Here is a 26,848-nt window from a genome sequence, read left to right on the forward strand (position 1 = left end):
CCTATCAGCGGGAGTGTGGGGTAGCTTCACCACCCCATGCTCCCGAGCCCTCGGCGGCAAGAGCGGGATGACAAGGGCAGCGCCCTTGGTGTGCTTTGCCTTGTATCGCCAGCGCCGGCCGCATCCAGCCTTTCTGCTCAGCCCTGGGCATTCCCGCCTGCACCGACCGCCGCGCGCCCCCGATCTCCGCCCAGTCCTGCTCGGATTACTCCTGCTGCTTGTCCTCGCGGTGCCCTGGAGCAACGCCATAACGCCTACCACCCAGAGTGGTCAGGTGCATGAGTCATTGGTAGGGGAAGAGCCGGCTGTGCCTGGGACGTCACCGGCGGCGGATCGCCAGCGTAGCGCACCGGGCCGCCGCCCGGTGACGTCCCTGTAACACGTCAGATAACGACTTTAGAACTTCCGCAATAACTGGCATTAGGTGAAGAAATGACAATGGTAAAAGATCATCAGCGCTTGAATCTTCTGACTGCAGAGGATGACAAACACGGGCGTCTGTTTGTTGACCCTGGCAACGTCACGTTCACCGACCTGTCAGGCGTTCGCCTGCTGCGCTGTGGCGTCGATACCGTGCGCCAGTTGTACAAAGGGCTGATCCGCCCTGAGGTCATGGCGTTGTTTGAAAACCCGGGCACCTTGGTCGACTTTGCGGGCCAGCGTTGGCATTCGGGCCGGGTAGGGCGTGACTCCGGGTATCAGTACAAGCTGCAGAATGCAGACCTGGGCTTCATCCTGCTGGTGAAGAACTTCAACGCCAAGCTGGAGAACATCGGGCCGCACCTGAAAATCGAAGTGTCGCCCCATGCCATCGACAGCCTGTCGCCTGAGCGCCTGCAGGCCCGGTTAGATTTCTATGCCTCCCAGGTGCTGACCCATGTGGAGATTAACCAGTGTGCCGTTAGACCTGCAGGGCTGGACGCCTCCCGCCGATCTGGTGGCCCGCATGCACTGCAAGGCCCGCACGCAACGCGACATTACCGGCATCAATGAAATCAACTGGGCAACCAAATCCAGCACCTACGGGCGCGGGGAAACGTCCATGTTCGGTTCGGCCAGTGGTGTGCAGCTGTGTATCTACAACAAAACCGAGCAGGCCAAGGCCGCGGACAAGCTCGACTACTGGGAAAACGTCTGGCGTCGTCGTGACAGCTTCGATGCTGCAGACCCGGAGAACTACAACCCCGATCAACCCGTATGGCGTGTAGAGCTGCGCTATCACCACTCGATCATCCAGCAATTCGCCAGCGGCTCCCTGGACGTGAACACCGGTAAGGCTATCGACACACAATCGTTTGCCGCATTTTCCGGCCATCTGGAAGGCCTGTGGCGCTATGGGCTGCGCCAGTTCAAGTTCCTCTCCCGACCGGGCTACTTCGCCCCGATTTGGACGCTGATGCGCGATGACGTGCGGGTGGATCTGCCGGTGGATTCGCTGCTGGATGACACGCAATACAAACGCTACTACAAGACCTCGCGGGGCTTCTCCGGCAAGAACGTGGAACTCTTCCTGGGAAACTTCGTAAGCCTGCTGGCACGGGAGCGAGTGGGCGCTAGACGAGCATTTCACACCCTCAAGGATTGGGACTGCTGGCCGGTAATCCGTGATCACTATGCCGCCAAGGGCATGGATGAAGACGGACTGTATAAGCACATCAAAGGCATCCTGGAAGAGCGCAACGTCAGATGGGGCAGGGCGGTCTGATGGCTATTGAGCAACTGGCTGATGACCGCTGGAAAGTCGATGTAGAGCCGATCAAGGGCAAGCGCTTCCGTAAGACATTCAAGACCAAGGCCGAAGCATCACGCTTTGAAGCAACCTACAGGGCCAAGGTGATTGAAACGCCAGATTGGGCACCCAAGCCAAAGGATCGCCGCAAACTTTCCGAACTGGCCCAGCGTTACTACGATCTGCACGGTCACACCCTGGCTGATTCGGTGAGGCTTAAACAGGTACTGGAAAAGCTGGTGCGCGAGCTGGGCGACCCTGTAGCGGTCAAGTTCACAGCTGATCAGTTCTGCAAACTCCGTGGCCTGCACCTTGCAGACGGCATCCACGGCAAGACGCTGAACAACCGACTCGGCTACCTCAAGTCGCTGTTCAATGAGCTGCACCGCCTGGGCGATATCGACTATCCGAACCCGTTGGCCAAGGTTCGCCCGCTGCGCCTGCAGGAACGCCCGCTGTCGTTCCTTTCTCATGCCCAGGTAACCGAGCTGCTGCAGACATTCGACACTTACCCGAACTGCGAACACTTGGCGCTGATCGCTCGCGTCTGTCTCGCTACCGATGCGCGTTGGGGGGAGGCTCCGGGGCTTGTGCCTGAGAGGGTGAAAAGCGGGGCTGTGACCTTCGCCAATACCAAGTCGCGTCGGACTCGTAGCATCCCGATTCATCCAGACCTTGAAAGGACGTTGCTGGACTACTTCAAGGCCCATGGCCCGTTCCCGAACTGTATCCGGCATTTCAGCCGTGTCCTGGACTCCACGTCGATCAAGCTACCAAGAGGTCAGGCTACGCATGTGCTTCGCCACACGTTTGCCAGTCACTTTGTCATCACTGGCGGGAACATCCTGACCCTGCAGAAGGTGCTTGGCCATGCGTCCGTCACGATGACCATGCGCTATGCGCACTTGGCCCCGGATCACCTGCAGGACGCTTTGCGTCGAAATCCCATCTTCGACACTTTTTCGACACCGACCTAGGTCGGAAAGCAAAAAGCCCCGAAATCTTGTTAGAAATCAGGGCTTTAAAAACTGCGATTTGGAGCGGGCGATGGGAATCGAACCCACAGCTCTAGCTTGGGAAGCTAGGGTATTACCACTATACGACGCCCGCAGCGGGTGCCTTTATACCGGAAGTCTTGGCCGAAATGAAGCCTGCAGCACGGCTATCTGTGGCAATGCGCTGCAGGCTTGGGGTGGCGGCGCTGCTTCATACGGCAATCGCATGGTGCAGGTCGTGCTGCGGACGATAGCTGGAGCTGTTGCGCGCCGGGGCTTGCAGGAAGCTCAGTAGGGCGGCCTGGCTTTGCTGCCATGCACCTTTGTGCTCCATGTCGAGAAAGTGCCCGGCGTTGTTGATGGTGACGAACTGGCAGTCGCTCAGGTACTCGGCAAACAGGCGCACATCCTGCGCCGAGGTGTATTCGTCGTGCTCGCCGTTGACGAACAGCAGCGGGATATCGATGGCGGCCAGGCATTCCATCTGGCAGTGGTTGTCCATGTGCACCACCTGGTCGATATGCGCGTGCATCTGCAAGTATTCGTGGCTGTCGAGGCTGCTGATATGGCGCTGGTTGTAGCGCTTGAACAGCGAGGGCAGGTATTTGCCGATGGTGCTGTTGACCAGTTGGCCGACACGTTCGCCATCGATGGCATGCAGGCAGACCATGCCTTTTTCCAGGTAGTCGAGCATCGGCTCGTTGAGCACCGGTGAGAAGGAGGTGATCACCGCCTTTTCGATGCTCGCCGGGCGCTGCGCCAGGGCCAGCATGGCGGCGACGCCACCCCAGGAGAACGACAGCAGGTAGTCGACCTGAAACTGTTCGATCAGCTCCAGCAGGATGGTCGCTTCATCTTCCTTGCTGATCGGCCGGGTGTGGCTGTTGTGCGGCTTGGACTGGCCGGCGTAGGGCTGGTCGTAGAGCACCACATTGAACTGTGGCAGCAGGTACTTGAGGGTTTGCGCAAAGGCGGCGGTGGTGGCCAGCGAGCCGTTGATCAGGATGATGGTCTTGCGTGCGCTGGGATTGGCGTAGAACTCCGTGTGTACCTTGAACGTCCTGTGAATATCGACGACAGCGATGGCTGGCTTCATGTCGTTTCCTCCTGGCGCAAAAATGGGCATGGCAAAACGGCGGTGCCGTTGAACCGGGCTAAGTAGGACAGTCAGGAAAGCGCCTGGACGTGACAGCAAGATGTCAGGCTGGAGGATTTTATAAGTTATTTATTTTCAATCAGTTAGGGCTGAAATAGAGCATCGGCCACGGCCTTTTGGCAGGCGTGGAACGATGTCGTGTAACCAGGCAGGAACCCATTCGCGCAGAGCGCAGACAACCGAGAGAACGCTTTAGATGGCTTTTGTGACTGTTAAGTCACGTTAAGACCTTGTGGTTGGATTTAAGCAGCCGGCTGCGCTGCTGACAAGCCTTAATTAGGCTTTTCTTCGGTTGTTTACGCATGGCAACGGATCAGCAGCTGGCCATCTCAGCCGGGGTCAACGCGCGGTATTGACCGGGGTCGAGCAGTGGGTCGAGCTGGATGGCGCCCATGCTCAGCCGATGCAGGCCGATGACCTTGTTCTGGAAGTGACCAAACATGCGCTTGACCTGATGGTAGCGGCCTTCGTGCAGGATCAGCAGGGCGCTGTGGCTATCCACAATGACCAGTTCGGCGGGCAGGGTGGTGAGGTCCTCGTAGGCGAAGTACAGACCTCGGGCGAACACCTCGATGTACTCAGGGGTGATTGGTTGTTCAGTCTCGACGCGGTAAACCTTGCCCAGGCGGCTGCGCGGTTCGGTCAGGCGGCGTGACCATTGGCCGTCGTTGGTGATCAGCAGCAGGCCGCTGGTATTCAGGTCCAGGCGGCCGGCCAGGTGCAGCTCGGCTTTATCCGGCTCATCGAGCAGGTCGAGCACCGTGCGGTGTTGCTCATGCTCGGTGGCGCTGACGACACCGATGGGCTTGTGCAGCATAAAATAGCGCGCGGCTTTGCCGGCTTGCAGCAGCTCGTTATCAAGCTCAATGCGGCTGAACTGGCTGACTTCATACAGACCATCGCAGATCACCGCGCCATCCGCCCGTACGCGGCCGCTGGCCAACAGTTGGCGGGCGGCCTGGCGATTGAGCTGGGGCAGGTTGCTGAGAAAACGATCGAGGCGCATGGCTAGTCGGCAGACGGCTCAGGCAAGCCTTGCGCGCAGCGTGGGCACAGGCAGCTGCGGTTGCGCTGCTCGGGCGGCAGCTTGGCCAGCTGCTCGGCATCGACGGGCACGCTAAAACACCAGCAGTCGCTCACCGGGGCTTCTGCGGCGGCCTGGGCGCACTGGTTAAGCTGGCCGCAGCAGGGGCAGTGGGTCGCGTCATCACTCATGCGGTTTCTTCACACAGGCGGTTGCGGCCGCTCTGTTTGGCGCGGTACAGCGCGCGGTCGGCGCGGGCGATCAGTTGGTCGAGCACTTCATCCGGCTGCAGCTGAGTCAGGCCAATACTGGTGGTGATGCGCAGCTCGCCGCCGTTGTAGCTGAAGCTGCTTTGCTCGGTCTGTTGGCGGATTTTTTCGCCCAGTTCGCGGGCTTGCTCGATGGGGGTGTCCTTGAGCAGCAGAATAAATTCCTCACCGCCCCAGCGGCAGATGATATCGGCCTGGCGCACCGCGCTTTGCAGGTTGGCGGCAAAGCCGCGCAGCACTTCGTCGCCGGCCAGGTGGCCCTGGCTGTCATTGAGCTGCTTGAAGTTGTCCAGGTCGAGCAGCAGCGCGCACAGCGGGCTATGGCCGCGCCGGGCTTCCTGCACGGCCTGGTTGGCCAGCAGGTTGAAGCCACGGCGGTTAGGCAGCTCGGTCAGCAGATCGGTGGTGGCCAGGGCGGTGATGCGCTGCTGATAGCGGCGCAGGGCCACGCTGACCAGGCTGATAACGATCACGGTGACCAGCAGGCAGATCAGCAGGTTCACGTACAGCGACTTGCGGATGCCGGCCAGCGCGCCGTTCTCGTGCTTGTCGACGAACAGGTACCAGTTCAGCTCGGGGATAAAGCGCACATTGAGAAAGTGCTCGCGGCCATGCTCCTGGTATTCGAAGTCGCCGCTCTGCGGGTGCGGCAGCTTGGCCATCAGCTCTTCGAGGCCGGGCAGCTCGCTCAGCGACTGGCCGACTTTTGCCCCGAGCGGGCCGCCGCTGGCACCGGTCAGCACCAGGCGGCCGTCGGTGTCGACGAAGAACACGCTGCGGTTGTAGCGCTCTTGGTAGGTGTCGATCAGTTTGACCACCGCATCCACGGTCAGGCCGACACCGGTCGCGCCGATAAAGCGCTTTTCGTAGTCGAACACCTTGTAGTTGATAAACACGGTCAGGCGGTCCTGATTGGCCATGTCGGCGTCGACACTGATCTCGTAGGGGGCCTGCATATCGCGCACGCGAAAATACCAGGAGTCGCGTGGCTCGCTCGGGTTGACCTGCTTAAGCACGCCCTTGGCCTGGTAGTAGGTGGTGCTTTTATCGGAAACAAAGAAGCTGGTGACGGTGCCGTAGTGCTCCTGCACCTCGCGCAGGTAGCGGGTGATCTGCTCGACATCCTGCTCGCCGCCCAGCACCCAGTCGCGCATATAGGTGTCGCGCGACATCATCGAGGAAATCAGGATGGGCCGTACCAGGTCTTTCTGGATCTCCGAATAGACGTTGTCTGAGGTCAGCGGCAGTTCGGTGTTGATAATCCCGGAGCGGATTGATTCGAGAGCGGTGTAGTAGCTGGCCAGGGACGTGGCGAGAAAACCGCAGCCAAGCAGCACCAGCAGCAGCGCAATCAGGGACCACTGGCGGGGCGGGGAAAATGGCTGCGGCATGCACGGCTCTGCTGGCTGAATAATGGCCGCATTGTAGCGCCCGGCCGCCTGGCGTGCTGGCCAATCCATGCCTGCCGCTGGATTGGCCGCCACAGGGCTATGGCGGCTGCATAAAAAGAGTCGCTCAATGCTGTGGGAGAAGGGCTTGAGCCGCGATCGGCCTTCGTTGAGCTGAAAATATCGCGGCTAAAGCCCATCCCACGAGTGCTGTTCGAGGGGTTAGGCTTCTTCCAGCACCACCACGCGCTGGCCGGCACGCACCGGCGAGCCCGGTTGCACGCGGACCTCGCGCACCACGCCGTCGCGCGGGGCGGTGAGGGGGATTTCCATCTTCATCGACTCGAGAATCACCAGTACGTCACCGGCTTTCACCGTGCTGCCTGCCTCGACCTGCACCTGCCAGAGGTTGCCGGCGATATGGCTGTCGATGCTGTGCTGGCCGGCCGAAAGCGGCGCGTCGTCGCCCAGTTCGGCAACTACTTCCTCGCTCTCGTAATGGGCCTGGCCGGAAGCGATCCAGCGCTGGCGTTCGGCGTCGAAGGCGGCGCGTTGCTGGCTGCGGAAAGCGTCGATGCCCTCGGCTTCCTCGGTGAGGAAGTCCTGGTAATCGGCCAGGGCCAGTTCGCTGTCTTCGATGCGCAGTTCATAACGACCGAGCGGGAAGTCGCGACGGATCTGCAATAGCTCCTCGGCCCCCACCGGGTAGAAGCGGATCTGGTCGAAGAAGCGCAGCAGCCAGGGCTTGCCGTCGAAGGCGGCGACTTCACGGTAGCGGTTCCACATCTGCAGGGTGCGGCCGACGAACTGGTAGCCGCCGGGGCCTTCCATGCCGTACACGCACATATAGGCACCGCCGATGCCCACTGAGTTCTCGGCGGTCCAGGTGCGCGCCGGGTTGTACTTGGTGGTGACCAGGCGGTGGCGCGGGTCCAGCGGCGTGGCCACCGGCGCGCCGAGGTAGACGTCGCCCAGACCCATCACCAGGTAGCTGGCGTCGAACACAGTGCGGTACACCTCGTCGAGATTGGGCAGGTCGTTGATGCGGCGGATAAATTCCAGGTTGCTCGGGCACCAGGGCGCGTCCTTGCGCACGGTGGTCATGTACTTGTCGATCGCCAACTGGCAGGCCGGGTCGTCCCAGGACAGCGGCAGATGGACGATGCGCGACGGCACCTTGAGGTCCTGGGCGTTGCACACCGCGTCCCACTCGCCGATCACCACTGCCAGCAGGTTGGCCAGCGACAGGGTTTCCGGCTGGTAGTGCACCTGCAGCGAGCGGATGCCGGGCGTGAGATCAATCACACCGTTGAGGTCCTTCGCTTCCAGCGCCTGCATCAGCGCGTGGCCGCGGAAGCGCAGCACCAGGTCCAGCTCGGCCTGGCCGATTTCCAGCAGCAGGTGGGTGTCGCCGGAGAGACGGGCGACCAGGCGCTTGTCCTGGCTGCCGATGTCGAGGATCACCGGCGGCTCCAATGGAATCGGCTGCCAGTTGACGGCGACTGGAGCCAGTCCGCGGGTTTCCTCTTTACGCGCCTTGGCCAGGGTGCGCGCGGTTTCGATATTCACCGGCACGAAGCGCAGTTTGTCGCCGGCCTTGAGCTGGCCGAGCTGCCACAGGTCGGCCTCGATAATGGTTACCGGACAGACAAAGCCGCCGAGGCTCGGGCCGTCCGGGCCGAGGATCACCGGCATATCGCCGGTAAAGTCCACCGCGCCGATGGCGTAGGGGTTGTCGTGGATATTCGATGGGTGCAGGCCGGCTTCGCCGCCGCTGTCGCGTACCCATTCCGGTTTCGGTCCGATCAGGCGTACGCCGGTGCGGCTGGAGTTGAAGTGCACTTCCCAGTCGGTGGCGAAGAATGTCTCGATATAGGCCGGGGTGAAGTATTCCGGCGCGCCATGGGGGCCATAGATCACGCGGATTTCGCGTACGGCGGGCAGGGCGCTGCACAGTTCGCTGGGCAGTTGTGCGCCGTTGTCCACATCGCTCAGGGCGGGGATATGCAGCACATCGCCGGCACGCAGGGCACGGCCACCGTGGCCGCCAAACTGGCCGAGGGTGAAGGTGCTTTTGCTGCCCAGATATTCCGGTACCTGCAGGCCGCCGCGCAGGGTCAGATAGGAACGTGCGCCGCTACCGGCGATGGTGCCGAGGCTCAGCGTGCTACCAGCCTTGATCAGCAGCGCGGTGTTTATCGGTTGAACCACGCCGTCCAGAGTGACGGGGATTTCGGCGCCGGTCACCGCCACCACCGCATCGGTGTTGAAGCGCAGCAGCGGGCCGCTCATGGTGATTTCCAGGCCGGCGGCCTCTGGTTCGTTACCGAGCAGACGGTTGCCCAGTCGCAGCGCGCGGTCGTCCATCGGCCCGGAAGGCGGCACGCCGACGGCCCAGTAGCCGAGGCGACCGGGGAAGTCCTGCACCGTGGTCTGGGTGCCGGCAGAGAGCACTTCGAAGGTGTTGGCCTGGTAGGTCAGGCCTTCCAGGCAGCGGGTCCAGGGATTGCCTTCGGCGAACGGTGCGTCGACCAGGATCTGCCGTAGGTACTGGCTGTTGGTTTCTACGCCGTACAGCAGGGTATCGGCCAGGGCCTGGCTCAGCGCGGCACTGGCCGCATCACGGGTCGGCTGCCAGGTGATGACCTTGGCGATCATCGGGTCGAAATAGGGTGGAATCTCGCAGCCGGCTTCGACCCAGGTGTCGATACGCAGCGCTTTGCCATCGGCCTTGGGGAAGTCCACGGCGGTGAGCAGGCCGGGGCTCGGCTGGAAGTCGCGGCCCGGATCTTCGGCGTACAGGCGTGCCTGGATGGCGTGGCCGCTGGGTTTCAGGCCTTTCGCCAGCTCGCTTAGTGGGGCCAGGTCACCGGCCGCCAGTTCGATCATCCAGCGCACCAGGTCGACGCCCCACACCTGTTCGGTGACGCCGTGCTCGACCTGCAGGCGGGTGTTCACCTCTAAAAAGTAGAAACGCTCGGCCGCGCTGTCGTAGACAAATTCCACGGTGCCGGCACTGCGGTAGCTGACCGCCTTGGCCAGCTTGATCGCCGCCGTGCACAGCTCGTCGGCCATGCCGGCCGGCAGGTTGGGTGCTGGGGTTTCTTCCAGCACCTTCTGGTTACGCCGCTGCACCGAGCAGTCGCGCACGCCGAGGGCCAGCACGTCGCCCTGACCGTCGCCGAACACTTGCACTTCCAGGTGGCGGGCACGCTGGATGTACTTCTCGATAAATACGCCGCTGTCGCTGAAGTTGTTCTGCCCGAGGCGCTTGACCGCGTCGAAGGCGTCGCTCAGCTCACTGGCGCTGTTGCACACGCGCATGCCGATGCCGCCGCCACCGGCGGTGCTTTTCAGCATCAGCGGATAGCCCACTTGATCTGCTGCAACCAGCGCGGCGTCGAGGTTTTCCAGTAGCTCGGTGCCTTCCAGCATCGGTACACCGTGCTGCTTGGCCAGCGCGCGGGCGGTGTGCTTCAGGCCGAACACGCGCAACTGCTCGGGCGTCGGGCCGACAAAGGCGATGCCGGCGGCCTCGCAGGCTTCGGCGAACGCGGCGTTCTCGGAGAGGAAGCCGTAGCCGGGGTGGATGGCTTTCGCGCCGGTCTGCTTGGCCACGGCGAGGATCTTGTCGACCACCAGGTAGGTGCCGGCGGCCGGGCCTTCGCCGAGGCTGAAGGCTTCATCGGCCTGCTGGATATGCAGGCTGGCGGCGTCGGCCTCGGAGTAGACGGCTACGCCTTTGACGTCGAGCTGACGCAGGGTGCGCAGGATGCGGCAGGCAATGGCACCGCGGTTGGCGATCAGGAGTTTATTGAACATGGAGGTTGCCCCATGCAGTGGCGGGCCGTCCCGTCTTTAGTCGTCTGCACCGCGGTCGTCCACGGCTGAAATTCGTCGTTATGCGGCTTTGTAGGATGGGTTACGCCTTCGGCTAACCCATCCTACGGTTGATCCTTGTGCTCCAGGCACTGGCCCGAGCGGCTTTGGCACAGCTGATACAGCCAGCGCCGCAGCGCTTGTAGCCTGGTCAGTTCCATACCAGCACCTCGGCGGGCGTCGGGTTCCAGCCGTTGCACGGGTTGTTCAGCTGCGGGCAGTTGGAGATCAGCACGATGACGTCCATATGCGCGACCAGCTCGACGTACTTGCCCGGCGCGGAGATGCCGTCCGCGAAGGTCAGGCCGCCTTCCGGGGTGACCGGCACGTTCATAAAGAAGTTGATGTTGGCGCCGATGTCGCGCTTCTCCAGGCGGCCGTCGTGCAGGCTGGCGCGCAGGAAGTTGTCGCGGCAGCTGTGCATATAGCGCTTATCCAGGGCGTATCTGACCGTGTTGCTCTCCTGGGCGCAGGCACCGCCGAGGGTGTCGTGGCGGCCGCAGGTGTCGGCGCTGATGGTCAGCAGCGGGTTACCCAGATTGGAATAGAGAACCGTGCCGGTAGTCAGGTACACGCTGTTCTGCTTGCGCAGGGTGCGTTGCGGGTCGTAGCGCTCGCGCGGGTTTCGGGCCGAGAAGAACAGCGTGTCGACCGCCTGGTTGCCTTCCAGATCGAGCAGGCGCAGGGTCTGCCCGGCTTTGACTTCACAGAGAAACGGCTCGCCGGCCGGGATCTCGTGGCGGTAGACGGCGGCTTCGGGGTGCTTGTCGCTATGGGTAAGAGTCATGCTGGCCGGCCTCAGATATACAGACGTTCGGTGTTATGGAAGCCGCGGCCGTTTTCCGGGCGCGAGGTGCGGCAAAGCACGCTGATGCCGTCGCTCTCGACGCGGCTCCAGCTCAGTTGCACCGGCTTGGGTGCGTACTGCGGGTTGGGGTCCAGCGGGTGCTGCAGGGCGGTGAGCACCACCAGGCAGTCCATCGGCGCGTACAGCTCGATGTAGTCGCCGGCCTTGGAGTTGCCCGGCTCGAAGTGGAAGCAGCCGTCGCCATCGACGCTGACCTTGCTGAACAGGTTGAGCGTCATCAGCAGGTCCTGCAGGTTCAGGTTCCACTTGCCCATTTCCACCAGCAGGTTGTCCACTCCGTTGCGGAAGAAGCCATTGCGCAGTTCCTGGTAGCGACCGGCACCGTATTTCTCGGCGACTTCGGATGCAGAGAGCACGCCGCCGAAGCTGTCGTGCCAGCCGCAGGTGTCGGCGGTGATGGCGGCCAGTACGCGGCCCATGTCCGAGTACAGGCAGTGGCCGGCGGTGAGCTTGGCGGTGTGCTGGCACTTGAGGGTGTCCGGCAGGTTGAGGCGCTCGCTTTTCTCGGCGGCAGAGAGCAGCAGCAGGCTGACGTTGGCGTCGCCTTCGATATCGGTGATGCGCAGCAGCTGGCCGCGCTTGAGGACGAAGGAGGTGTGGCCGCCGCCGGGTACGAGTTCTTCGTACAGGCTGGGGCGCAGGGTGAGTGCAGCAGTCATGGTGTGCTCCTTACAGGGCCGGTTGCGGCTGGCCGGTGACATGCGCCGGCAGCGCCTCGACGGCGGCGCGGGTGGCGCGGCGGTCGCTGTTCAGGGGGATGTCGTAGGTGATGCGCGCGCCGAAGGCGTTTGGTGCGTGCGGGTCGATGCGAGTCTTGTCGAACACCAGTAGGCGGGTGCCGAGGCTGAAGCCTTCACTCAGGTCATGGGTGACCATAAATACGGTCAGGCGGGTTTCGCGCCACAGCTCCAGCAGCAGGGCGTGCATGTCCTTGCGGATGCCGGGGTCGAGCGCGCCGAAGGGTTCGTCGAGCAGCAGCACGCGCGGCTTCATGATCAGCGCCTGGGCGATGGCCAGACGCTGTTGCATGCCGCCGGAAAGCTGGCTGGGGTATTTGTCCAGGGCGTGGCCGAGGCCGACTTTCTTCAGGATCACTTCGGCCTGGGCGCGGGCGTCGCGCTTGGCGCTGCCGAACAGGCGACCGAGCAGGGGCGAGCGCGGCAGTTCCAGGCCGATGGCGACGTTGTCCAGCACGGAGAGGTGCGGGAACACCGAGTAACGCTGGAACACCACGCCGCGGCTGCTATCCGGCTCGCCGGCCAGTGGCTGGCCCGCCAGCAGAATCTCGCCACGGCTGGCGCGCTCCTGGCCCAGCAGCAGGCGCAGGAAGGTCGACTTGCCGCAACCGGAGGCACCGACCAGCGTGCAGAACTCGCCTTCGTTGATGCTCAGGTTCAAACGCTCAAGCACGACTTGGTCGGCATACTCCTGCCAGACATTCTTCACCTCGATAAAGGCGCTCATGCTTTCGCTCCTTCATACCAGGGGAAGATCAGGCGGGTGGTCTGCCGCAGGCCCAGGTCCATCAGCCAGGCGAGCAGGGTGATCCACACCACGTACGGCAGGATCACGTCCATCGCCATATAGCGCCGCACCAGGAAGATCCGATAACCCAGGCCATCGGTGGCAGCGATGGCTTCGGCGGCGATCAGGAACAGCCAGGCCGAGCCGAGCACCAGGCGCAGGGCGATCAGCAGGCGCGGCAGCAGTTGCGGCAGCACCACGCGCAGAATCAGGGTCCAGGTGCTGGCCCCGAGGGTCTGCGCCTTGATCAGGATTTCCTGGGGGATTTCGCGGGCGCGCTGTTCCAGGTCGCGGGCTAATACGGGGGTAATGCCGATGACGATCAGCATCACTTTGGATAATTCGCCTAGGCCGAAAACGATAAACAGGATCGGCAGGATCGCCAGCGGCGGCACCATCGACAGCACGGTCAGCAACGGCGACAGCGGCGCGCGAAACAGCGGCAGGATGCCAGCGGCTATCCCCAGGCACAGGCCGACCAGGGCGGCGATGCCGATGCCCATGCCCAGGCGGGCCAGGCTGGCGGCGCTGTCCTGCCAGAACAGGTACTTGCCGCTGCGCTTGTCCTCGGTAAAGGCCAGGCGGTCGATGGCATCGGCCATCTGGCTGGCGCTGGGCAGCAGCTTGTCGTTGGGGTTGTCCGTCAGCCGCGCCGCCGAGCCCATAAAGTAGGCAAACAGCAACAGGGCGAAGGGCAACAGGATCAGCAGCAGGCGACCGCCGCGGTCCGGGTGTCGGTTGATCAGGCGCATAGGTATCTCGTCGTGCGTAGGGTGGATGGCGCTTTACCCATCCACCACCCCACCGGGTTCACGGTGGATGAAAAGAGCGTCATCCACCCTACGGAGCGATCAGAGCGTGCCGTCGGCCGCCATCTGCATGTACGAAGGATCGAAGCGCAGCTTGAGGTTGCCCGTATCGCCGGTGGTGATGCCTTTGGCGAAGCCCATGCCGATGGCCTCGGCACTTTTTGCGCCTTCACCGAGCAGGCCGTGGCTGAAGGAGAACTCGGCCACCTTGTTCATGGTCGCCGGCAGTTTCGGGCTGTTGGCGAAGGCCACGGCGTCCTTGGCCGAATAGAACATCTTGGTCGCGGCCAGTTGCGCTTCGTAGCCGGCCAGGTCGGTGCCGGAGGCCTTGGCCATATGCTCGCGGGCAGCCTTGCCAGCGGCCGAGTCGGCGCTCATGGTCGCCATGATTTCGTACCAGGCACCGGTCAGGGCTTTGCCCAGGGCGGGGTTGTCTTTCAGGGTGTCGCTGTTGACCACCATCAGGTCGATGATTTCACCAGGGATCTGGCTGGAGTCGAACACCTTGGTCACGCCAGGGGTGGCTTCGATTTCGGCCAGCAGCGGGTTCCAAGTGGTCACGGCGGTGACGTCGTCGGTGGCGAAGGCCGCGACCAGGTCGGCGTCGGAGGTGTTGACCACGGTCAGGTCTTTTTCACTGAGGTTGGCCTTTTCCAGGCCGCGGGCCAGCAGGTAGTGCGATACCGATAGCTCGACCAGGTTGACGTTCTGGCCCTTGAGATCGCCGAGGGTCTTCTTCTCGCCCTTGAGCACCACACCGTCGTTGCCGTTGGAGAAGTCGCCGATGATCAGCGCGGTGGAATCGACGCCACCGGCGGCGGGAATGGTCAGGGCGTCCATGTTGGTCATGGTGCAGCCGTCAAAGCCGCCCGCGCTGTACTGGTTGATCGACTCGACGTAGTCATTGATCTGCACCACATCGATGTTGATGCCGTACTTTTCCGCCCACTTGTCGACGATGCCTTCGGCCTCGCCATACTCCCAGGGCATCCAGCCGGCGTAGATGGTCCAGCAGACGCTGAAGTCGGTTTTAGCCGCAGCATGGCTATTGAAGCTGACCGCGGCGAACAGGCCGGCAGCGAGAACTGAGCACAGACGGGGTTTACGCATGGTGGAACCTCCAGTTCGAGAAAGTGCGGGCAGGAGTGCGCGGCGGTTCCCCACGGATGGGGCGCGTTCTCCCGGGCTTTTATCCCGCCGTGTAACCTCGAAGGAGGTCGCCAACTCTCGGACCAGTCACGCCGCGATCGGTTGATCGCTGCGCCGGAACCCTAGTCAGCCATTGCAAATTGTGGTGCCGCGTTCCCGCCGAGGCGGGTTGCTCCTGCATGGGGTGAACATTGCGAACATCGTGCCAGCTAGCGTCATCGCGCTAACCGGCGGGTTTCTGCTGTGGCGCTGCCGGCATCCTGCATTTGCGTGCGCCGTGGCGGTGCGTTGTCGCCCCGGCGTGCTGCATTGCGGGGCGGCTTAGAGTTTGTGGTCGGCGGCCATCTGCATATAGCTGGTGTTGAAACGCAGTAGCACGTTGTTCGGGTTACCCAGGTTGCGTTCGCCGCTGAACTCGATACCCAGTTTGTCAAGGCCGTTGCCGTCGTTGCCCAGCAGTTTCTGCCGGTCGGCGAACTGGGCGACCCGTTGCATCAGCTCCGGCATCTTGTTGGCGCGGGCAAAGGCCAGGGCGTAGCGCGGCGAATAGAAGGAGCGCAGGGTGTCGAGTTGCAGGCTGAAATCTTCGGCCGTGGTGCCGGCGGCGCTGGCCATCTTGGCCCGTGCGGCGCGCCCGGCGTCAGTGGGCATGCCCATCAGGCGCTGGGTTTCGAACCAGGCACCGGTCAGCGCCTTGCCCAGCTCCGGGTGCGCGGCCAGGGTCTTGCTGTTGACCACGGTGAGGTCGACGATCTCGCCGGGAATCAGGTTGGAGCTGAACACCTGACTGACTTTGGTCTGCTGCTTGATCTTGGCCAGAATCGGGTTCCAGGTGATCACCGCATCGCCCTGGCCGCTGAGGAAAGCTTCGGCGATCTGCAGGTCGGAGACATGCTGGATTTTTACGTCCTCGGGCTTGAGCAGGGCCCATTCCAGGGCGCGACTAAGCAGGTAGTGCGACACCGAGTTCTCCACCAGCAGCACGGTCTTGCCCTTGAGGTCTTGCAGGGTCAGGCCGCTGCCGCGCAGCAGGATGGCGTCGGCACCGTTGGAGAAGTCGCCGATGATCAGTGCGGTGGAATCCACGCCGGCGGCGGCCGGAATGGTCAGCGCATCCATATTGGTCATCGAGCAGGCATCGAACTCGCTGGCGCTGTATTGCTCGATGGAGGCCACGTAATCCGGGACTTCGGCCACTTCGATGCGGATGCCGTATTTGTCCGCCCACTTCTCCACGATGCCTTCCTGGGCGGCGTAGCCCCAGGGCATCCAGCCGGCAAAGATCGACCAGCAGAGTTTAAAGGTCGGTGGCTGGTTGGCGGCCTGGGCCGGTTGCAGCAACGCGACGGCGAGCAGGCAGGCTTGGGTCAGGCGCAGAAACAGGGTGCGTAGGGGCATGGGTAACCTCGGGTCAGTCAGCGGAAACAGGAAAGCGGACAGCAGCGCTGTGCGTTCTCCCGGGCTTTTGTCCCGCCGTGTAACCCCATGGCCGTAGCCACTGCTTGAGGTCGCCGACTCTCGGACCAGCCACCCGCTGAGTGTGTTCAGCGGGTCGGAACCCTAGTCGGCTATTGCAAATTGTCTGGCTGCAAGCGAGTTGCTGCCGTACGCCTTTCCCTGATGCTCGCAACCTTAAGCGAGGACTGTGCCAGGTTGCGCTGGCAGCAAAGAATCGGTGATGGCTCGGGTGCGAGGCTGAAACAATTTGTCATTGAATCTGGCTCTGAGCGCCTGCGCACGGGATGTTCAAACGCAGGTCATATGCAGTGGGAGCGATCCCTGGCGTCGACAGCGGTCGATGCCGCACCCGCGGTCGAAGGAGGCCGCCATGTCATACACATCCCTGCTGGTGGCGTTGTTGGTTTTGTCGTTAAGCGGTTGCGCGGTTTACGGTGGTGGTGGTTATGGCCATCGCGGCTATGACCGGCAGTATTCGGGTAGCTATTACCAGACGCAGCGTTACCCGGTTTATGTCGTGCCGCAGTATCAGCGGCATAAGGTCTATCGCTATGACGGCCGCCGTTATGACGACCATCGCTACCCGCCGCGCCACTACGCACCGGCTCCGCAGCCACGTTATTACCAGACGCACAAATACCAGCAGCGCCATGATTACCGCGTGGTGCAGCCATATGCGGGCTGGCAGCAGCGCGGTGAACAGAGCTATCGACGTGGCAATGAGCGTAATGAGCGGCGTCACTCGCAGGAGCAGCGTGGGGATAGGGGTGACCGCCGTGGTTGGGAGCGTCAGCGCTGATAATCGGAAACAGCGTCTAACGACTAGCCGGGGGCTGCCGGGTATTTAAAGCTATGCGCATCGGCGAGTATCTCGCTGCGCATGGCCTGCGCCGCGGGTGACAGGCTATGCCCGGCGCGACTGACCAGACCATAGGCCGAATGCTCGCTGATTGCGCCGGCTTGCAGCGGCAAACAGGCCAGGCGGCCGGCCTGGATATCCTCGGCCACCACATCCCAGGGGGCCATGCTCAGCACATCGCTCTCGGCGACCAGGGCCTTGAGCAGCATAAAGTTGTCGCATTGAATGCTCAGCGGCTGCTCGCGGCCACTGAGCATGCGCAGGTTTAGCTCAACCGCTTGCGGCAGCTGGGTGCCGGCCAGCGGGTAGTCGAGCAGGTCGCCCATTTGCAGGCTGCGTTGTTGCAGCAGTGGATGGCCCGGGCGGCAGAACAGCACGCCGTGGTGCGCAGGCAGCGGCTCGATGCACAGCAGCGGGTCGTCGAGCAGCTCGCGGCTGTCGGCGACAAACAGTTCAAGCTGGTCGTCCAGCAGGCTTTCGCGTAATTCCTGCCAGTTGGCAATGCTCAGGCTCACCCGCACCCGTGGGTAGCGCTGCGCCAAGCGCCCGAGTGCGTGGGGCACCAGGCGTGCGGCCGGGTAGGGGCCTGAGCCGAGGCGCAGTTCGCCGGCTTCCAGATTGCCCAGCTGGCTGACGGCGTTTTTCAGCGCGCGGCTGCCGGCCAGCAGGCGTTGAGCATGCTCGAGCACCAGCTGGCCGTGGGTGGTCAGGCTGATGCCACGGCTGTGGCGATCCAGCAGGCGGCAGTCGAGGCTGCTTTCCAGCGCCTGGATACTGCGGCTCAAGGCCGGCTGGCTAAGGTGCACGGCTGCGGCGGCACGGGCGAAGTGGCCGTGTTCGGCGAGGGCGACGAAGTGGCGGAGTTGGCGAAGGTCATTCATGCGGGCTGTGCATCGCTATTGGTTTTGGAATGCATTGGAATTATTGGTGCTGATTGGCCAATCTGCCAACACTGCTAACAACAATGAGTGTCGTCGCATGTTTTTACTCAACCGAACTGCCGCTGTGCTGTTGAGCCTGGCATTGCCTTTGGCCAGCCATGCAGCCTTGCCCGAAGAACAGATCAGCCCTTCGATCAACCCGGAACTGGCCGAGCACACCAAGCACTTTGCGCAGAATGTCTACAAGGTGGCGGACAACGTCTATTCGGCGGTCGGCTGGCAACTCGGCAACGTGGTGATGATCGAGGCACCCGAGGGGCTGATCATCGTCGACACCGGAGAGTCGGTCAGCGAGTCGCGCAAGATCATGGCGGAGTTTCGCAAGATCACCGACAAACCGGTCAAGGCGGTGGTTTATACCCACTTTCACCCGGACCATATCAATGGCGTGAAGGCCTTCGTCAGTGAGGAGCAGGTGAAGAGCGGCGAGGTGCAGATCTACGCCCAGGAAACCCTGCAGGAGAATGTGGTGACCCAGGGTGCCCTGGTCGGCCCGATTCTCGGCCTGCGTTCGGGCTACACCTTCGGTGCCGCCCTGCCGGCGAGCGATACCGAGGGCATGAACGGTGGTATCGGCCCGCTCGCGAAGGTCGAGGCTTCCACCTTTATTGCGCCGACCATCACCTTCAAGGACAAGCTCGACACCACCATCGCCGGCTTGCCGGTGCAGTTCCTCCACGCGCCCAGCGAGGCACCGGACGAGATCGTCCTGTATCTGCCCGGCAATCGCGTGCTGATCAGCGCCGAGGTGGATCAGGGGCCGACCCTGCCGAATATCCACACCCTGCGCGGCACCAAGTTCCGCGACCCGGTGCTGTGGGTCAACAGCCTGGACAAGTTGCGTGCCTTCCAGGCCGAGCATATGGTGCCGCTGCATGGTCGGCCGGTATCCGGGGCGCAGAAGGTTGAAGAAGTGCTGCGCATGACCCGCGACGGCATCGCCTATATCCACGACCAGACCGTGCGCTGGATGAACAAGGGCCTGACCCCGGATGAACTGGTGGAGAAGGTCAAACTGCCGCCGCACCTGGCCGGCTACACCCCCTACCTGCGCGAGTACTACGGCACGGTTAAACACAGCGTGCGGCAGATTTACCAGGGCTACCTGGGCTGGTTCCAGGGCGATCCGGTGGCGCTCGACCCGATCCCGCCTAAGGAAAAAGCCAAGCGCCTGATCGAGTTGATGGGCGGCCACGACAAGCTGTTGCTGAGCGCTGGTGAGGCCTATCTCAAGGGCGATTACCAATGGGCCGCCGAGCTAGCCAGCTACGCCATCAGCGTGGACAACGACGACAAGCTGGCCCGCGATATCAAGGCGCGCAGCTTCCGTAAGCTGGGTTATGCCAGCATGAACATCAACTGGCGCAACTGGTACCTGACCTCCGCCATGGAGCTGGAGGGCACGCTCGACGAGGCCGCGGCGCTCAAGCTGGGCAAGGGCGCGCGCGACGCCTTTCTCTCGGCGGACATGCTGAAGAATCTGCCGGCGCGGATCTTCCTACAGAACTGGATCACTCGGGTTGACCCGGACAAGGCCAATGATGTCGAGCTGACCCTGGGTTTCAGCTTCCCCGATATCAACGAGCAATGGGCACTGGAGATTCGCCGCGGGGTGGTCGAGTTGCACAAGGGTATCCCTGCGGGCACCACGCTCAAGTTGACCTTCGACAAAACCTACCTGGACACCGTGATCAGCGGCGAGAACGGCCTGCTCAAGGGCGCGCTACTGGGCGATGTGCAGGTGGACGGCGATCTGCTTGATATCAAGACCTTCCTCGGCTGCTTCGATTTCGAGGATGCGCCGATCGCCCTGACGGTGCGTTGATAACCTGTTTACGATCGGTTGCGGGCCAGTCATGAGCTGTTACTGCGTAGCGCCTGGTCTGGCCCGCGTTTGCGAGATCGTAAAGCCGGTTCTGGGAACGGATTTTCCAGCCGAAAGTGCGGCCGGCCGCTCAGGTCAACTTGGCACACTGCGCGGGTCGTCAACCAATGGGAAGCAACCATGTATCTACTCGCGTTTGCCAAGGGGGCCCTGGCCATGTTCTGGCTGGTGGCCGTGCTCAACCTGATCTACCCCTTTGCCGCGCCGCTGCACGGCTGGCTCAACTGGGCGGCTGGCCTGCTGCTGCTGGCGCATGTGGGGGAAATGCTGCTGTTTCAGGCGCGCCTGCATGCCCGTCCGCAACCCTGGCTGGAACGCGCGCAGGTGGTGCTGTTCGGCTTTCTGCACCTGCGCGGCCTGCCCAGACCTGAGCCGCACAGCCGCTAGAGATCGCGGCTAGACATCCTCGTCGCGGTCGCTCATCAGCATCAGGCTGCGGGCGACCGCAATGGCGATAAACATCACCCCGGCCACGGCTTCGGCACCCGCCAGCAGGCGCGCGGCCGGGGCCAGGGCGTGGATGTCGCCGTAGCCCACGGTCGTCAGCGTGACCAGGCTGTAATAGACGAAATCATGCAGGTGCAATACACCGCGGGCATTCCAGAAGGCGTCGGGGACAAAGCCGTTGACCACTTGATAGGCCATGGCAAAGGCCATCGCCAGTTGCAGGTAAAGGGCCAGCAGGCCGTAGATCAACTCGCCAGTCACCGGGCGTTCGTGGATTACCCGGTGGAACAGTGAAGCCACCATCGCCAGGTAGAACACCATCAGGCCCAGGCCGTCGCTCAGCGGCGCGGGCAGGTTGACCAGTTTCTCCAGGGCCAACAGCAGCAGGTTGGTCAGCCCCAGTATCAGCAGCATGCTCATCACCAGCCGCTTGTGGCGCAGGGTATTGATGCCGGCCAGCACCAACAGCAGCAAAGCTGTCCATTCCGGCCATAAACCAAGCTTTGGCCAACCCATCACGCAGGTCAGCAGCACGCTGGCGAAGAACAACAAACGCAAGCGGTAGTGCAGCAGGAAACTGTTGAGCACGTGGGATTCTCCGACCGAGGTTCGGCAGTCTGAACATGCCGGCTTGGCGGTGTCCAGCGTGGCGCATCCTTGATTGTATTTTGCCCCCGTGACCCTCACCATTACGCCCGCCGTTAGCGGCCTGCGCGCCGATTTTCTCTGCCGGATACTTACATTTTTGGCTTGGCAGGCTCTGCTCTGCACCTTTGCTGGCAGTGCGCTGGGCGCAAGGCGGATGCGCCTGCGTGTTTGAGTGCACGCCTGTGCCGAGATTAGTGGCCGCGATAACACGGAATATGCAACTGCCAGGGTTGGCGAAGCAGTGGTCGATAGCCAGCAACTGAGGCCTGGGCCACGTTTGTTGGAACAGATTCGAGCAGTAGGCTTCCATCGAAGCCAACCCGATAGGAGTGGTTGATGTCGTTATTCAAGCAGCTGTTTATAGCCATCTGCGCGCTGATGCTGGTGAATTTCACCGGCAGCTTTCTGGTCAGCGTGGAGAGCTCGCGTGAACAGCAGGTCAACCAGCTGCGTTCCCACGCACAGGATGCGGCCACCGCCCTGGGTCTGTCGCTCAGCCCGCATGTGAAGGATATGGCGATGATCGAGCTGATGGTCAGCTCGATCTTCGACAGTGGCTACTTCGAAAGCATTCGCGTACTCGACCCGGCCAGTGGGGAACTGCTGGTCGAGCGCAGCGGCGTGCCGGTGACGAGCGCGGCCCCCGAGTGGTTCGCTCGGTTGGTGGATCTGGAACCGGCGCGCGGCGATGCCATTGTCAGTGACGGTTGGCGTCAGGCCGCGCAGGTGCAGGTGATCAGCCATCCACTGTTTGCTGTCGGCAAACTCTGGCAGAGTACCCTGGGTAATCTGCTCTGGTTGGCCCTCAGCGGCATGCTCTGCATCGGCCTGGGCGTGTTGCTGCTCAAGCGCCAACTGCGCCCGCTGGACTATATGGTCGAGCAATCCAATGCGATTGCCCGGCGCGAGTTTCTCAGCCTGCCGGAACTGCCGAAAACCCCCGAGTTTCGCCGGGTGGTAAACGCGATGAACCAGATGGTCGGCAAGCTCAAGGCGCTGTTCGCCGAGGAGGCGGCGCGCAGCGAGGTGCTGCGTGCCGAAGCCTATCAGGACAGCCTGACCGGTCTGGCCAATCGCCGCTATTTCGATCTGCAGTTGCATGCTCGCCTGAGTGTCGAGGAGCAGGCATGCAGCGGTTTTATCCTGCTGCTGCGAGTCAATGACCTGGCCGGCCTCAACCAGCGCCTGGGTGGTCAGCGTACCGATCAGTTGCTGGTCAGCATCGCCGAGCAGCTGCAGCAACTCAGCCAGGGGCGCTTTGTTCTGGCGCGTAACCGCGGCGGTGAGTTTGCGCTGCTGGCCCCAGGCCTTGAGCGTGGCGAAGCGCAGCAGCTGGCCGAGCGCCTGGAATTGGCCTTGCTCAGCCTGCAACAGACCGGAGCCAGTGATTGCCAACCGGTGGCGCATATCGGCCTCAGCGCCTTTGCCCCAGCTGATGAAGCCGAAGAGCTTTATCGCGCCGTGGACGCCGCGCTGGTGCAGGCTGCCAGTCAGGCACAACCTTGCTGGGCGTTCAGCCAGCCGGCGGAACATGCGCAGTTGCTGGATGAGCGGCAGAGCTGGTACCAGCTGCTCGATCAGGCGCTGCAGCAGCAACGCTTCCAACTGTTCTTCCAGCCGGTGGTGGCCGCTGGCGAGCCCGAGCGGGTGCTGCACCACAAGGTGCTGGCACGCTTGCTTGATGAGCAGGGCGCGTTGATTCCAGCAGGGCGTTTTCTGCCTTGGCTGGAGCGCTTTGGTTGGTCGGCTCGGCTCGATCGAGTGATGCTGGACCTGGTGCTCGCGCAACTGGAAAAACACCCGGCGGCGCTGGCGCTCAGCCTGTCTGGTAGCGCCTTGCGCGAGCCGGCGGCGCTGGCTCAGTTGTATAGGGTGCTGCAGCAATCCCGCCATCTTGGCGCGCACTTGACCCTGGAGCTGGACGAGGATCAGTTACCCGATCAGGCCGCGCTGGAAAGCCTGACTCAGCGCCTGCGCGGGCTCGGGTTCGGCCTGGGGCTGCAGCACTTCGGCGGGCGTTTCAGCATGATCGGCAACCTGGCCAAACTGGGCCTGAACTACCTCAAGGTCGATGGCAGCTATATCCGCGCCATCGATCAGGAGAACGACAAGCGCCTGTTTATCGAAGCCATGCAGCGCGCAGCCAACAGCATCGACTTGCCGCTGATCGCCGAGCGGGTGGAAACCGAAGGGGAGTGGCAGGTGCTGCGTGCCATGGGTATCGAAGGCGTACAGGGTCGCCTGTTCGGCGAGCCGGGGCCTTGGCGCTAGGTGTCAGCAGCCTGTGTGGCGAATGCAACTCGCCGTACAGGCCACTTCGCGCCAAGCCGGCGGTGCAACGGGGTTAGATGAGTTTTGATTCGTCGTCGTTGATCAACCGGTGCAAACCACCCAGCGCATCACGCGCCTTGCTACGGCCGACCAGTTTGCTCTGCGCCGCTTCCGGCAGGTCGGTGATGCGCACCACGCCGTTGCGAATCAGCACGGTGATCAAGTCTTCCAGCACCCGGATCATGTCCAGGTCGCTCTGCTTGAGTTGCAGCAGGCTGCTTTCGACCGTCTGATTGGCGTACCAGGCTTGCGCCTCCTGGCTGTCCGCCGCCAATTCGCCATCCATGCCGGCGAACGGCGCTGCCTCAACCTGTTGCAGATTGCCCCAGGCATCCCGCTTTACATACAACATCGACCGCTCCTTGCCTTGTTGGCCGCCCTGAATAAACAACCCCGCCACCTTATGGTAGCGGGGTTGGCTTGATCAGGTGTGGTCGACTTTGATCATTGGGTCCGCCCCGGCGATCAGCGAGTTGACCAGATTGGCCTGACTCAGATTGTCAGGGTTGATATTGACGTTACCACCGCTGCCATTCTCGAGCTTGATGGTCATCTCGGCATTGCTGCCGGTGGCATTGAGCCCCCCGGTCGTGCTGATCTGCAGGGTGGACGTGGCGACATCTACGCGCAGGTAATTGAGAATATTGCCGTCATTCTCGCCTCGCAGCAGGTCGTGCAGATCGATGGTGTCCCGCGAACTGCCGCTGAGGTTGAAGTCTCTGACCACATCATTACCTACATCGCCGCGCTGCCAGACGAGTTGGTCTCTGCCTGCACCGCTGGTGAGTGTGTCGTTACCCAGGCCGCCGCGCAGGATGTCATCACCGTCACCGCCATTGAGGATGTCGTTGCCGACCTCGCCATTGAGGTAGTCATTGCCGGCATCACCATTCAAGGTGTCGTTGTCAACGCCGCCGTAGAGGTGGTCGTTGCCGATACCGCCGTTGAGCGTGTCATTACCGGCACCGCCGTAGATCAGGTCGTTGCCATCGCCGCCGTTGAGGGTGTCATTGCCGTTATAACCACGGATCAGATCGTTGCCACTTGTACCGGTAAGGGTTTCATTACTGGCGCTACCGCTGGTTAGCGTATCGGTGGTGTCGCTGATGGTGATGCTGAACGACTGTGAACTGCTGGTCGTGTGGCCATTGGTGGTTTCAGTAGCCGTGCCGGACAGAGTCAGGTTCAAGGTACCGGTATAACCCGCTCGCGGCAGCAGGTACAGATTGTTCAGATCGGCGTTGCTCAGGGTCCAGCTGCCGTTGCCATTGTCGGTTCCGGCGCTCAAGCGTGCGCCGCTAGGCAGGCCGGAAAGCTGCAGGCTCAGCGATTCGGAACCATCCCTGTCAGCCAGCTGGACGAACAACGAGAGTTCTATCGGTGCCCCATACAGCGTGGCATTGCCACTCTGGCTAAAGCTGGCTTTGGACAGGGACAGTGACGAGTCTTTTGCGTCATCTCGGCCGTTGAGTACCAGCCAGCTGAAACTGTAGTTGCCAGTCTGGGTGGCGGTATAGCTGAAGTTGCCGTTGCTGGTGAGGCTCGGGAACTTGGATTCCGAAGAGTCGACCAGGAAGGTTTCACGGGTACCGGTGGGGCCAGTCACGATCAGTACAACCAGGTCGTTGTAGCCGTCCCGTACTTCACCCGAGTCGTTCTCACCATTGGTGAAGGCATAGCTCCAGTTGACCGTGGTGCCCGTGGTCATGCTGTAGTCGGACTGGGTGGTCTTGCCGTCGAGTACATTGACGTTACCGTCGTCAACAACGTTAGGTCCGGTCGGGTTGAAGCGGTTATCCAGGAAGCCCGAGGCCAGGCCCAGTTCGGCTTCCAGCTCGGCTTGCGAAATGCCGCGGCCTGCATCCATGGCAGCGGTATTGATAGGCGTATCCGTGCTGCCCGTGGAGATAACAGTCGCCCCTGGGTTGACCACGAAAATATTCGCAATCGGTGACAACAGTGGAGCATCGGCCTGCGGCGTCACTGTGACAGTGGCTTGCGCGCTGGCGCTGCCGCCCTTGCCATCGCTGATGCTGTACTGGATCTGCGCCGTACCGCTGAAGTTGCTGGCGGGGGTAAAGCTCAGGGTGTTGTCCGCGTTGATCACTACGGTGCCGTTGCTGGCTGTGGCACTGGTGATGCTCAGACTATTGCCGTCCACATCGACGTCATTGGCCAGCACGTTAAGGATGACCGGGGTGTCTTCATTGGTGGTGACGCTGTCAGCGGCTGCAGTCGGCGCATCGTTAACCGGCTTGACGCCGATGGTGACCGTGGCCGACGCGGTGCCGCCCTGACCGTCGCTGACGGTGTAGGTGAAGGTGGCGGGGCCGTTGTAGTTGGCGTTGGGGGTGAACACCACATTGCCGCCTACCAGTGCCACGCTGCCATGGGTGGCACCCTGGACACTGATAATGGTCAGCGCATCGCCATCGCGATCATTGTCGTTGCCCAGCAGGGTGGCAGGGCTGATGGTCAGCGGTTGATCTTCATTGACCACCAGTGCCGGGTTCTCATGCTGCAGCGAGCTGCCGCCGAGGAAGCTGTAAGCCCCACCCTCAGGGCGCAATTCAACGCTCAGCTGGGCATTGCCGTCCTGGTCCCAGTAAACGATTTCGATTTGCTGGGCGCCGCCTGCGGGCACGGTGAATACCAGCGACTCCCTGGCGGTCGGACCTTGGTTGCCGTTGTATTCGGCAACGGTCTGGCCGTTGATGCGAATGCTGAAACCATCGTCTGCGGTCACGCGAAACTGGTAGTTGCCGGCCGCCAGATTGACCAGGCCACTCAGTTTGACAATTGCGTCCGAGGTGTTGCCTGGATCATTCGACAGGGTTGCCGCATCTGTGCTGCCCAGGAAATTCTGCAGGTTGGAGCCGTTGCCCAAGCCACCGTTGCCAATCGCGCCATAGTTCACGTTGGTCGCGGTGAAGGTCGCGGTTGGCGTGCGGCCCGCGATAAATGTCTCGACCTGGCTGAGATTGGTCAGGTTGGCCCCGTTGGTACCCTCGCTGTAGCCAAAGTATTGGCCGACCAAGCCAGAGAGCAGGTAGCTGTCGTTGGTAGCGATTGGGGTGCTGTTCAGGTCCAGGCTGCCCGCGCTGCCCGCATTGCCGGCCAGATCGGTATAGCTGCCGGCTGCCAAAGTGACGAGCGGTGAATTGGTGCCAGTCTGGGTGAAGGAGGCAGTCCAGACATTAGGATTGCCAACCGACTGCGTCAGGTTGCTGATGTTGCCGCCAACGGCGTTGATGTCACCTGCAGTAAAGCCGGCTACCGGTTCGCTGAAGGTGAAGGTCAGGGTGGTGACTTCGCCCACCGACAGGTTGCTGTCGGATGCACTGATCACCACTGTTGGGGCAATGGTGTCGCCGACCACGGCGCTGTCGCTGCCGGCCGCCGAGGTGTTGTTGGCCTGGTCGGTGACGGTGGCGGTGGCGCTGACGGTCTGGCCATCGGCCGGACGGGCGACAGTAAAGGTCACGCCAT

The 26,848-nt window shown here is 62.4% G+C and carries 20 protein-coding genes, 1 tRNA gene, 1 pseudogene and 2 riboswitches; of the genes and pseudogenes, 6 read left to right on the plus strand and 16 right to left on the minus strand.

Annotation, left to right across the window (positions count from 1 at the left end; genetic code table 11):
• The first annotated feature begins 432 nt into the window (after positions 1 to 432).
• Positions 433 to 1,705: pseudogene (locus tag WBK23_RS01800) on the plus strand (hypothetical protein).
• Positions 1,705 to 2,706 carry a phage integrase gene (locus WBK23_RS01805; protein ID WP_424482281.1) on the plus strand — a complete coding sequence of 334 codons (1,002 nt, stop codon included), beginning with the start codon at positions 1,705 to 1,707 and terminating at the stop codon, positions 2,704 to 2,706. Before WBK23_RS01800 ends, WBK23_RS01805 begins: the two are co-directional and overlap by 1 nt.
• Positions 2,707 to 2,765: 59 nt before the next feature.
• On the opposite strand, the gene WBK23_RS01810 is transcribed toward WBK23_RS01805, so the two are convergent.
• The 12 genes from WBK23_RS01810 to WBK23_RS01865 all read right to left on the minus strand — a co-directional run bounded on the left by WBK23_RS01810 (position 2,766) and on the right by WBK23_RS01865 (position 16,188).
• Positions 2,766 to 2,839, minus strand: a tRNA-Gly gene (locus WBK23_RS01810).
• A 96-nt stretch (positions 2,840 to 2,935) separates the two neighbouring features.
• Positions 2,936 to 3,820: an alpha/beta fold hydrolase gene (locus WBK23_RS01815; protein ID WP_424482282.1), complete on the minus strand. Its 885-nt coding sequence runs from the start codon at positions 3,818 to 3,820 to the stop codon at positions 2,936 to 2,938.
• A gap of 373 nt (positions 3,821 to 4,193) precedes the next feature.
• Complete coding sequence (locus WBK23_RS01820; RefSeq protein ID WP_424482283.1) at positions 4,194 to 4,886, minus strand: pseudouridine synthase; 693 nt, start codon at positions 4,884 to 4,886, stop codon at positions 4,194 to 4,196.
• A gap of 2 nt (positions 4,887 to 4,888) precedes the next feature.
• The gene (locus tag WBK23_RS01825) at positions 4,889 to 5,095 is read right to left on the minus strand and encodes a cysteine-rich CWC family protein (protein WP_424482284.1); all 207 of its coding nucleotides are present in this window, start codon (positions 5,093 to 5,095) and stop codon (positions 4,889 to 4,891) included.
• Positions 5,092 to 6,564 carry a sensor domain-containing diguanylate cyclase gene (locus WBK23_RS01830; RefSeq protein WP_424482285.1) on the minus strand — a complete coding sequence of 491 codons (1,473 nt, stop codon included), beginning with the start codon at positions 6,562 to 6,564 and terminating at the stop codon, positions 5,092 to 5,094. Before WBK23_RS01830 ends, WBK23_RS01825 begins: the two co-directional genes overlap by 4 nt.
• 219 nt (positions 6,565 to 6,783) lie before the next feature.
• Positions 6,784 to 10,383, minus strand: a complete 3,600-nt coding sequence (gene uca, locus WBK23_RS01835; protein ID WP_424482286.1) for an urea carboxylase — start codon at positions 10,381 to 10,383, stop codon at positions 6,784 to 6,786.
• 208 nt (positions 10,384 to 10,591) lie between these two features.
• A complete protein-coding gene (locus WBK23_RS01840; RefSeq protein ID WP_424482287.1) occupies positions 10,592 to 11,227 on the minus strand; it encodes an urea amidolyase associated protein UAAP2 in 636 nt (211 codons plus the stop codon).
• Between the two features lie 11 nt (positions 11,228 to 11,238).
• Positions 11,239 to 11,967: an urea amidolyase associated protein UAAP1 gene (locus tag WBK23_RS01845; protein WP_424482288.1), complete on the minus strand. Its 729-nt coding sequence runs from the start codon at positions 11,965 to 11,967 to the stop codon at positions 11,239 to 11,241.
• Positions 11,968 to 11,977: 10 nt separating this feature from the next.
• Positions 11,978 to 12,772: an ABC transporter ATP-binding protein gene (locus WBK23_RS01850; protein ID WP_424482289.1), complete on the minus strand. Its 795-nt coding sequence runs from the start codon at positions 12,770 to 12,772 to the stop codon at positions 11,978 to 11,980.
• Positions 12,769 to 13,584, minus strand: a complete 816-nt coding sequence (locus WBK23_RS01855; RefSeq protein WP_424482290.1) for an ABC transporter permease — start codon at positions 13,582 to 13,584, stop codon at positions 12,769 to 12,771. Before WBK23_RS01855 ends, WBK23_RS01850 begins: the two co-directional genes overlap by 4 nt.
• Positions 13,585 to 13,683: 99 nt before the next feature.
• Entirely contained in the window at positions 13,684 to 14,751 is a 1,068-nt protein-coding gene (locus WBK23_RS01860) for a putative urea ABC transporter substrate-binding protein (RefSeq protein ID WP_424482291.1), read from the minus strand.
• Positions 14,752 to 14,817: 66 nt separating this feature from the next.
• Positions 14,818 to 14,927, minus strand: a riboswitch (guanidine-I (ykkC/yxkD leader).
• Positions 14,928 to 15,111: 184 nt separating this feature from the next.
• Complete coding sequence (locus tag WBK23_RS01865; protein ID WP_424482292.1) at positions 15,112 to 16,188, minus strand: putative urea ABC transporter substrate-binding protein; 1,077 nt, start codon at positions 16,186 to 16,188, stop codon at positions 15,112 to 15,114.
• 54 nt (positions 16,189 to 16,242) lie between these two features.
• Positions 16,243 to 16,365: riboswitch (guanidine-I (ykkC/yxkD leader) on the minus strand.
• A gap of 253 nt (positions 16,366 to 16,618) precedes the next feature.
• On the opposite strand from WBK23_RS01865, the gene WBK23_RS01870 reads away from it, so the two are divergent.
• Entirely contained in the window at positions 16,619 to 17,047 is a 429-nt protein-coding gene (locus tag WBK23_RS01870; RefSeq protein WP_424482293.1) for a hypothetical protein, read from the plus strand.
• Between the two features lie 23 nt (positions 17,048 to 17,070).
• On the opposite strand, the gene WBK23_RS01875 is transcribed toward WBK23_RS01870, so the two are convergent.
• On the minus strand, positions 17,071 to 17,988 hold the full coding sequence (locus WBK23_RS01875) for a LysR family transcriptional regulator (RefSeq protein ID WP_424482294.1): 918 nt from the start codon (positions 17,986 to 17,988) through the stop codon (positions 17,071 to 17,073).
• 97 nt (positions 17,989 to 18,085) lie between these two features.
• Between WBK23_RS01875 and WBK23_RS01880 the strand changes: the two genes are divergently transcribed.
• Complete coding sequence (locus WBK23_RS01880; protein ID WP_424482295.1) at positions 18,086 to 19,873, plus strand: alkyl/aryl-sulfatase; 1,788 nt, start codon at positions 18,086 to 18,088, stop codon at positions 19,871 to 19,873.
• A gap of 180 nt (positions 19,874 to 20,053) precedes the next feature.
• Positions 20,054 to 20,320, plus strand: a complete 267-nt coding sequence (locus WBK23_RS01885; RefSeq protein WP_424482296.1) for a DUF1145 domain-containing protein — start codon at positions 20,054 to 20,056, stop codon at positions 20,318 to 20,320.
• Positions 20,321 to 20,329: 9 nt separating this feature from the next.
• On the opposite strand, the gene WBK23_RS01890 is transcribed toward WBK23_RS01885, so the two are convergent.
• Positions 20,330 to 20,968: an ion channel gene (locus WBK23_RS01890; protein WP_424482297.1), complete on the minus strand. Its 639-nt coding sequence runs from the start codon at positions 20,966 to 20,968 to the stop codon at positions 20,330 to 20,332.
• Positions 20,969 to 21,364: 396 nt separating this feature from the next.
• Here WBK23_RS01890 and lapD point away from each other — a divergent pair, with 396 nt between their 5' ends.
• A complete protein-coding gene (lapD, locus tag WBK23_RS01895; RefSeq protein ID WP_424482298.1) occupies positions 21,365 to 23,299 on the plus strand; it encodes a cyclic di-GMP receptor LapD in 1,935 nt (644 codons plus the stop codon).
• Between the two features lie 73 nt (positions 23,300 to 23,372).
• On the opposite strand, the gene WBK23_RS01900 is transcribed toward lapD, so the two are convergent.
• Both WBK23_RS01900 and WBK23_RS01905 read right to left on the minus strand, forming a co-directional pair.
• Complete coding sequence (locus WBK23_RS01900; RefSeq protein WP_424482299.1) at positions 23,373 to 23,711, minus strand: tryptophan synthase subunit beta; 339 nt, start codon at positions 23,709 to 23,711, stop codon at positions 23,373 to 23,375.
• A gap of 72 nt (positions 23,712 to 23,783) precedes the next feature.
• Positions 23,784 to 26,848: cadherin-like domain-containing protein (locus WBK23_RS01905; protein WP_424482300.1), on the minus strand; the 3,065-nt coding region annotated here is incomplete at its 5' end.

The sequence above is a fragment of the Pseudomonas sp. genome (genome assembly GCF_049653025.1).
Lineage (GTDB): Bacteria > Pseudomonadota > Gammaproteobacteria > Pseudomonadales > Pseudomonadaceae > Aquipseudomonas.

What these genes read in the sequence shown, in the direction of transcription:
- WBK23_RS01805 (WP_424482281.1), top strand. Translation starts at nt 1,705, where the DNA reads ATGGCTATTGAGCAACTGGCTGATGACCGCTGGAAAGTCGATGTAGAG.
- WBK23_RS01815 (WP_424482282.1), bottom strand. Translation starts at nt 3,820, where the DNA reads ATGAAGCCAGCCATCGCTGTCGTCGATATTCACAGGACGTTCAAGGTA.
- WBK23_RS01820 (WP_424482283.1), bottom strand. Translation starts at nt 4,886, where the DNA reads ATGCGCCTCGATCGTTTTCTCAGCAACCTGCCCCAGCTCAATCGCCAG.
- WBK23_RS01825 (WP_424482284.1), bottom strand. Translation starts at nt 5,095, where the DNA reads ATGAGTGATGACGCGACCCACTGCCCCTGCTGCGGCCAGCTTAACCAG.
- WBK23_RS01830 (WP_424482285.1), bottom strand. Translation starts at nt 6,564, where the DNA reads ATGCCGCAGCCATTTTCCCCGCCCCGCCAGTGGTCCCTGATTGCGCTG.
- uca (WP_424482286.1), bottom strand. Translation starts at nt 10,383, where the DNA reads ATGTTCAATAAACTCCTGATCGCCAACCGCGGTGCCATTGCCTGCCGC.
- WBK23_RS01840 (WP_424482287.1), bottom strand. Translation starts at nt 11,227, where the DNA reads ATGACTCTTACCCATAGCGACAAGCACCCCGAAGCCGCCGTCTACCGC.
- WBK23_RS01845 (WP_424482288.1), bottom strand. Translation starts at nt 11,967, where the DNA reads ATGACTGCTGCACTCACCCTGCGCCCCAGCCTGTACGAAGAACTCGTA.
- WBK23_RS01850 (WP_424482289.1), bottom strand. Translation starts at nt 12,772, where the DNA reads ATGAGCGCCTTTATCGAGGTGAAGAATGTCTGGCAGGAGTATGCCGAC.
- WBK23_RS01855 (WP_424482290.1), bottom strand. Translation starts at nt 13,584, where the DNA reads ATGCGCCTGATCAACCGACACCCGGACCGCGGCGGTCGCCTGCTGCTG.
- WBK23_RS01860 (WP_424482291.1), bottom strand. Translation starts at nt 14,751, where the DNA reads ATGCGTAAACCCCGTCTGTGCTCAGTTCTCGCTGCCGGCCTGTTCGCC.
- WBK23_RS01865 (WP_424482292.1), bottom strand. Translation starts at nt 16,188, where the DNA reads ATGCCCCTACGCACCCTGTTTCTGCGCCTGACCCAAGCCTGCCTGCTC.
- WBK23_RS01870 (WP_424482293.1), top strand. Translation starts at nt 16,619, where the DNA reads ATGTCATACACATCCCTGCTGGTGGCGTTGTTGGTTTTGTCGTTAAGC.
- WBK23_RS01875 (WP_424482294.1), bottom strand. Translation starts at nt 17,988, where the DNA reads ATGAATGACCTTCGCCAACTCCGCCACTTCGTCGCCCTCGCCGAACAC.
- WBK23_RS01880 (WP_424482295.1), top strand. Translation starts at nt 18,086, where the DNA reads ATGTTTTTACTCAACCGAACTGCCGCTGTGCTGTTGAGCCTGGCATTG.
- WBK23_RS01885 (WP_424482296.1), top strand. Translation starts at nt 20,054, where the DNA reads ATGTATCTACTCGCGTTTGCCAAGGGGGCCCTGGCCATGTTCTGGCTG.
- lapD (WP_424482298.1), top strand. Translation starts at nt 21,365, where the DNA reads ATGTCGTTATTCAAGCAGCTGTTTATAGCCATCTGCGCGCTGATGCTG.
- WBK23_RS01900 (WP_424482299.1), bottom strand. Translation starts at nt 23,711, where the DNA reads ATGTTGTATGTAAAGCGGGATGCCTGGGGCAATCTGCAACAGGTTGAG.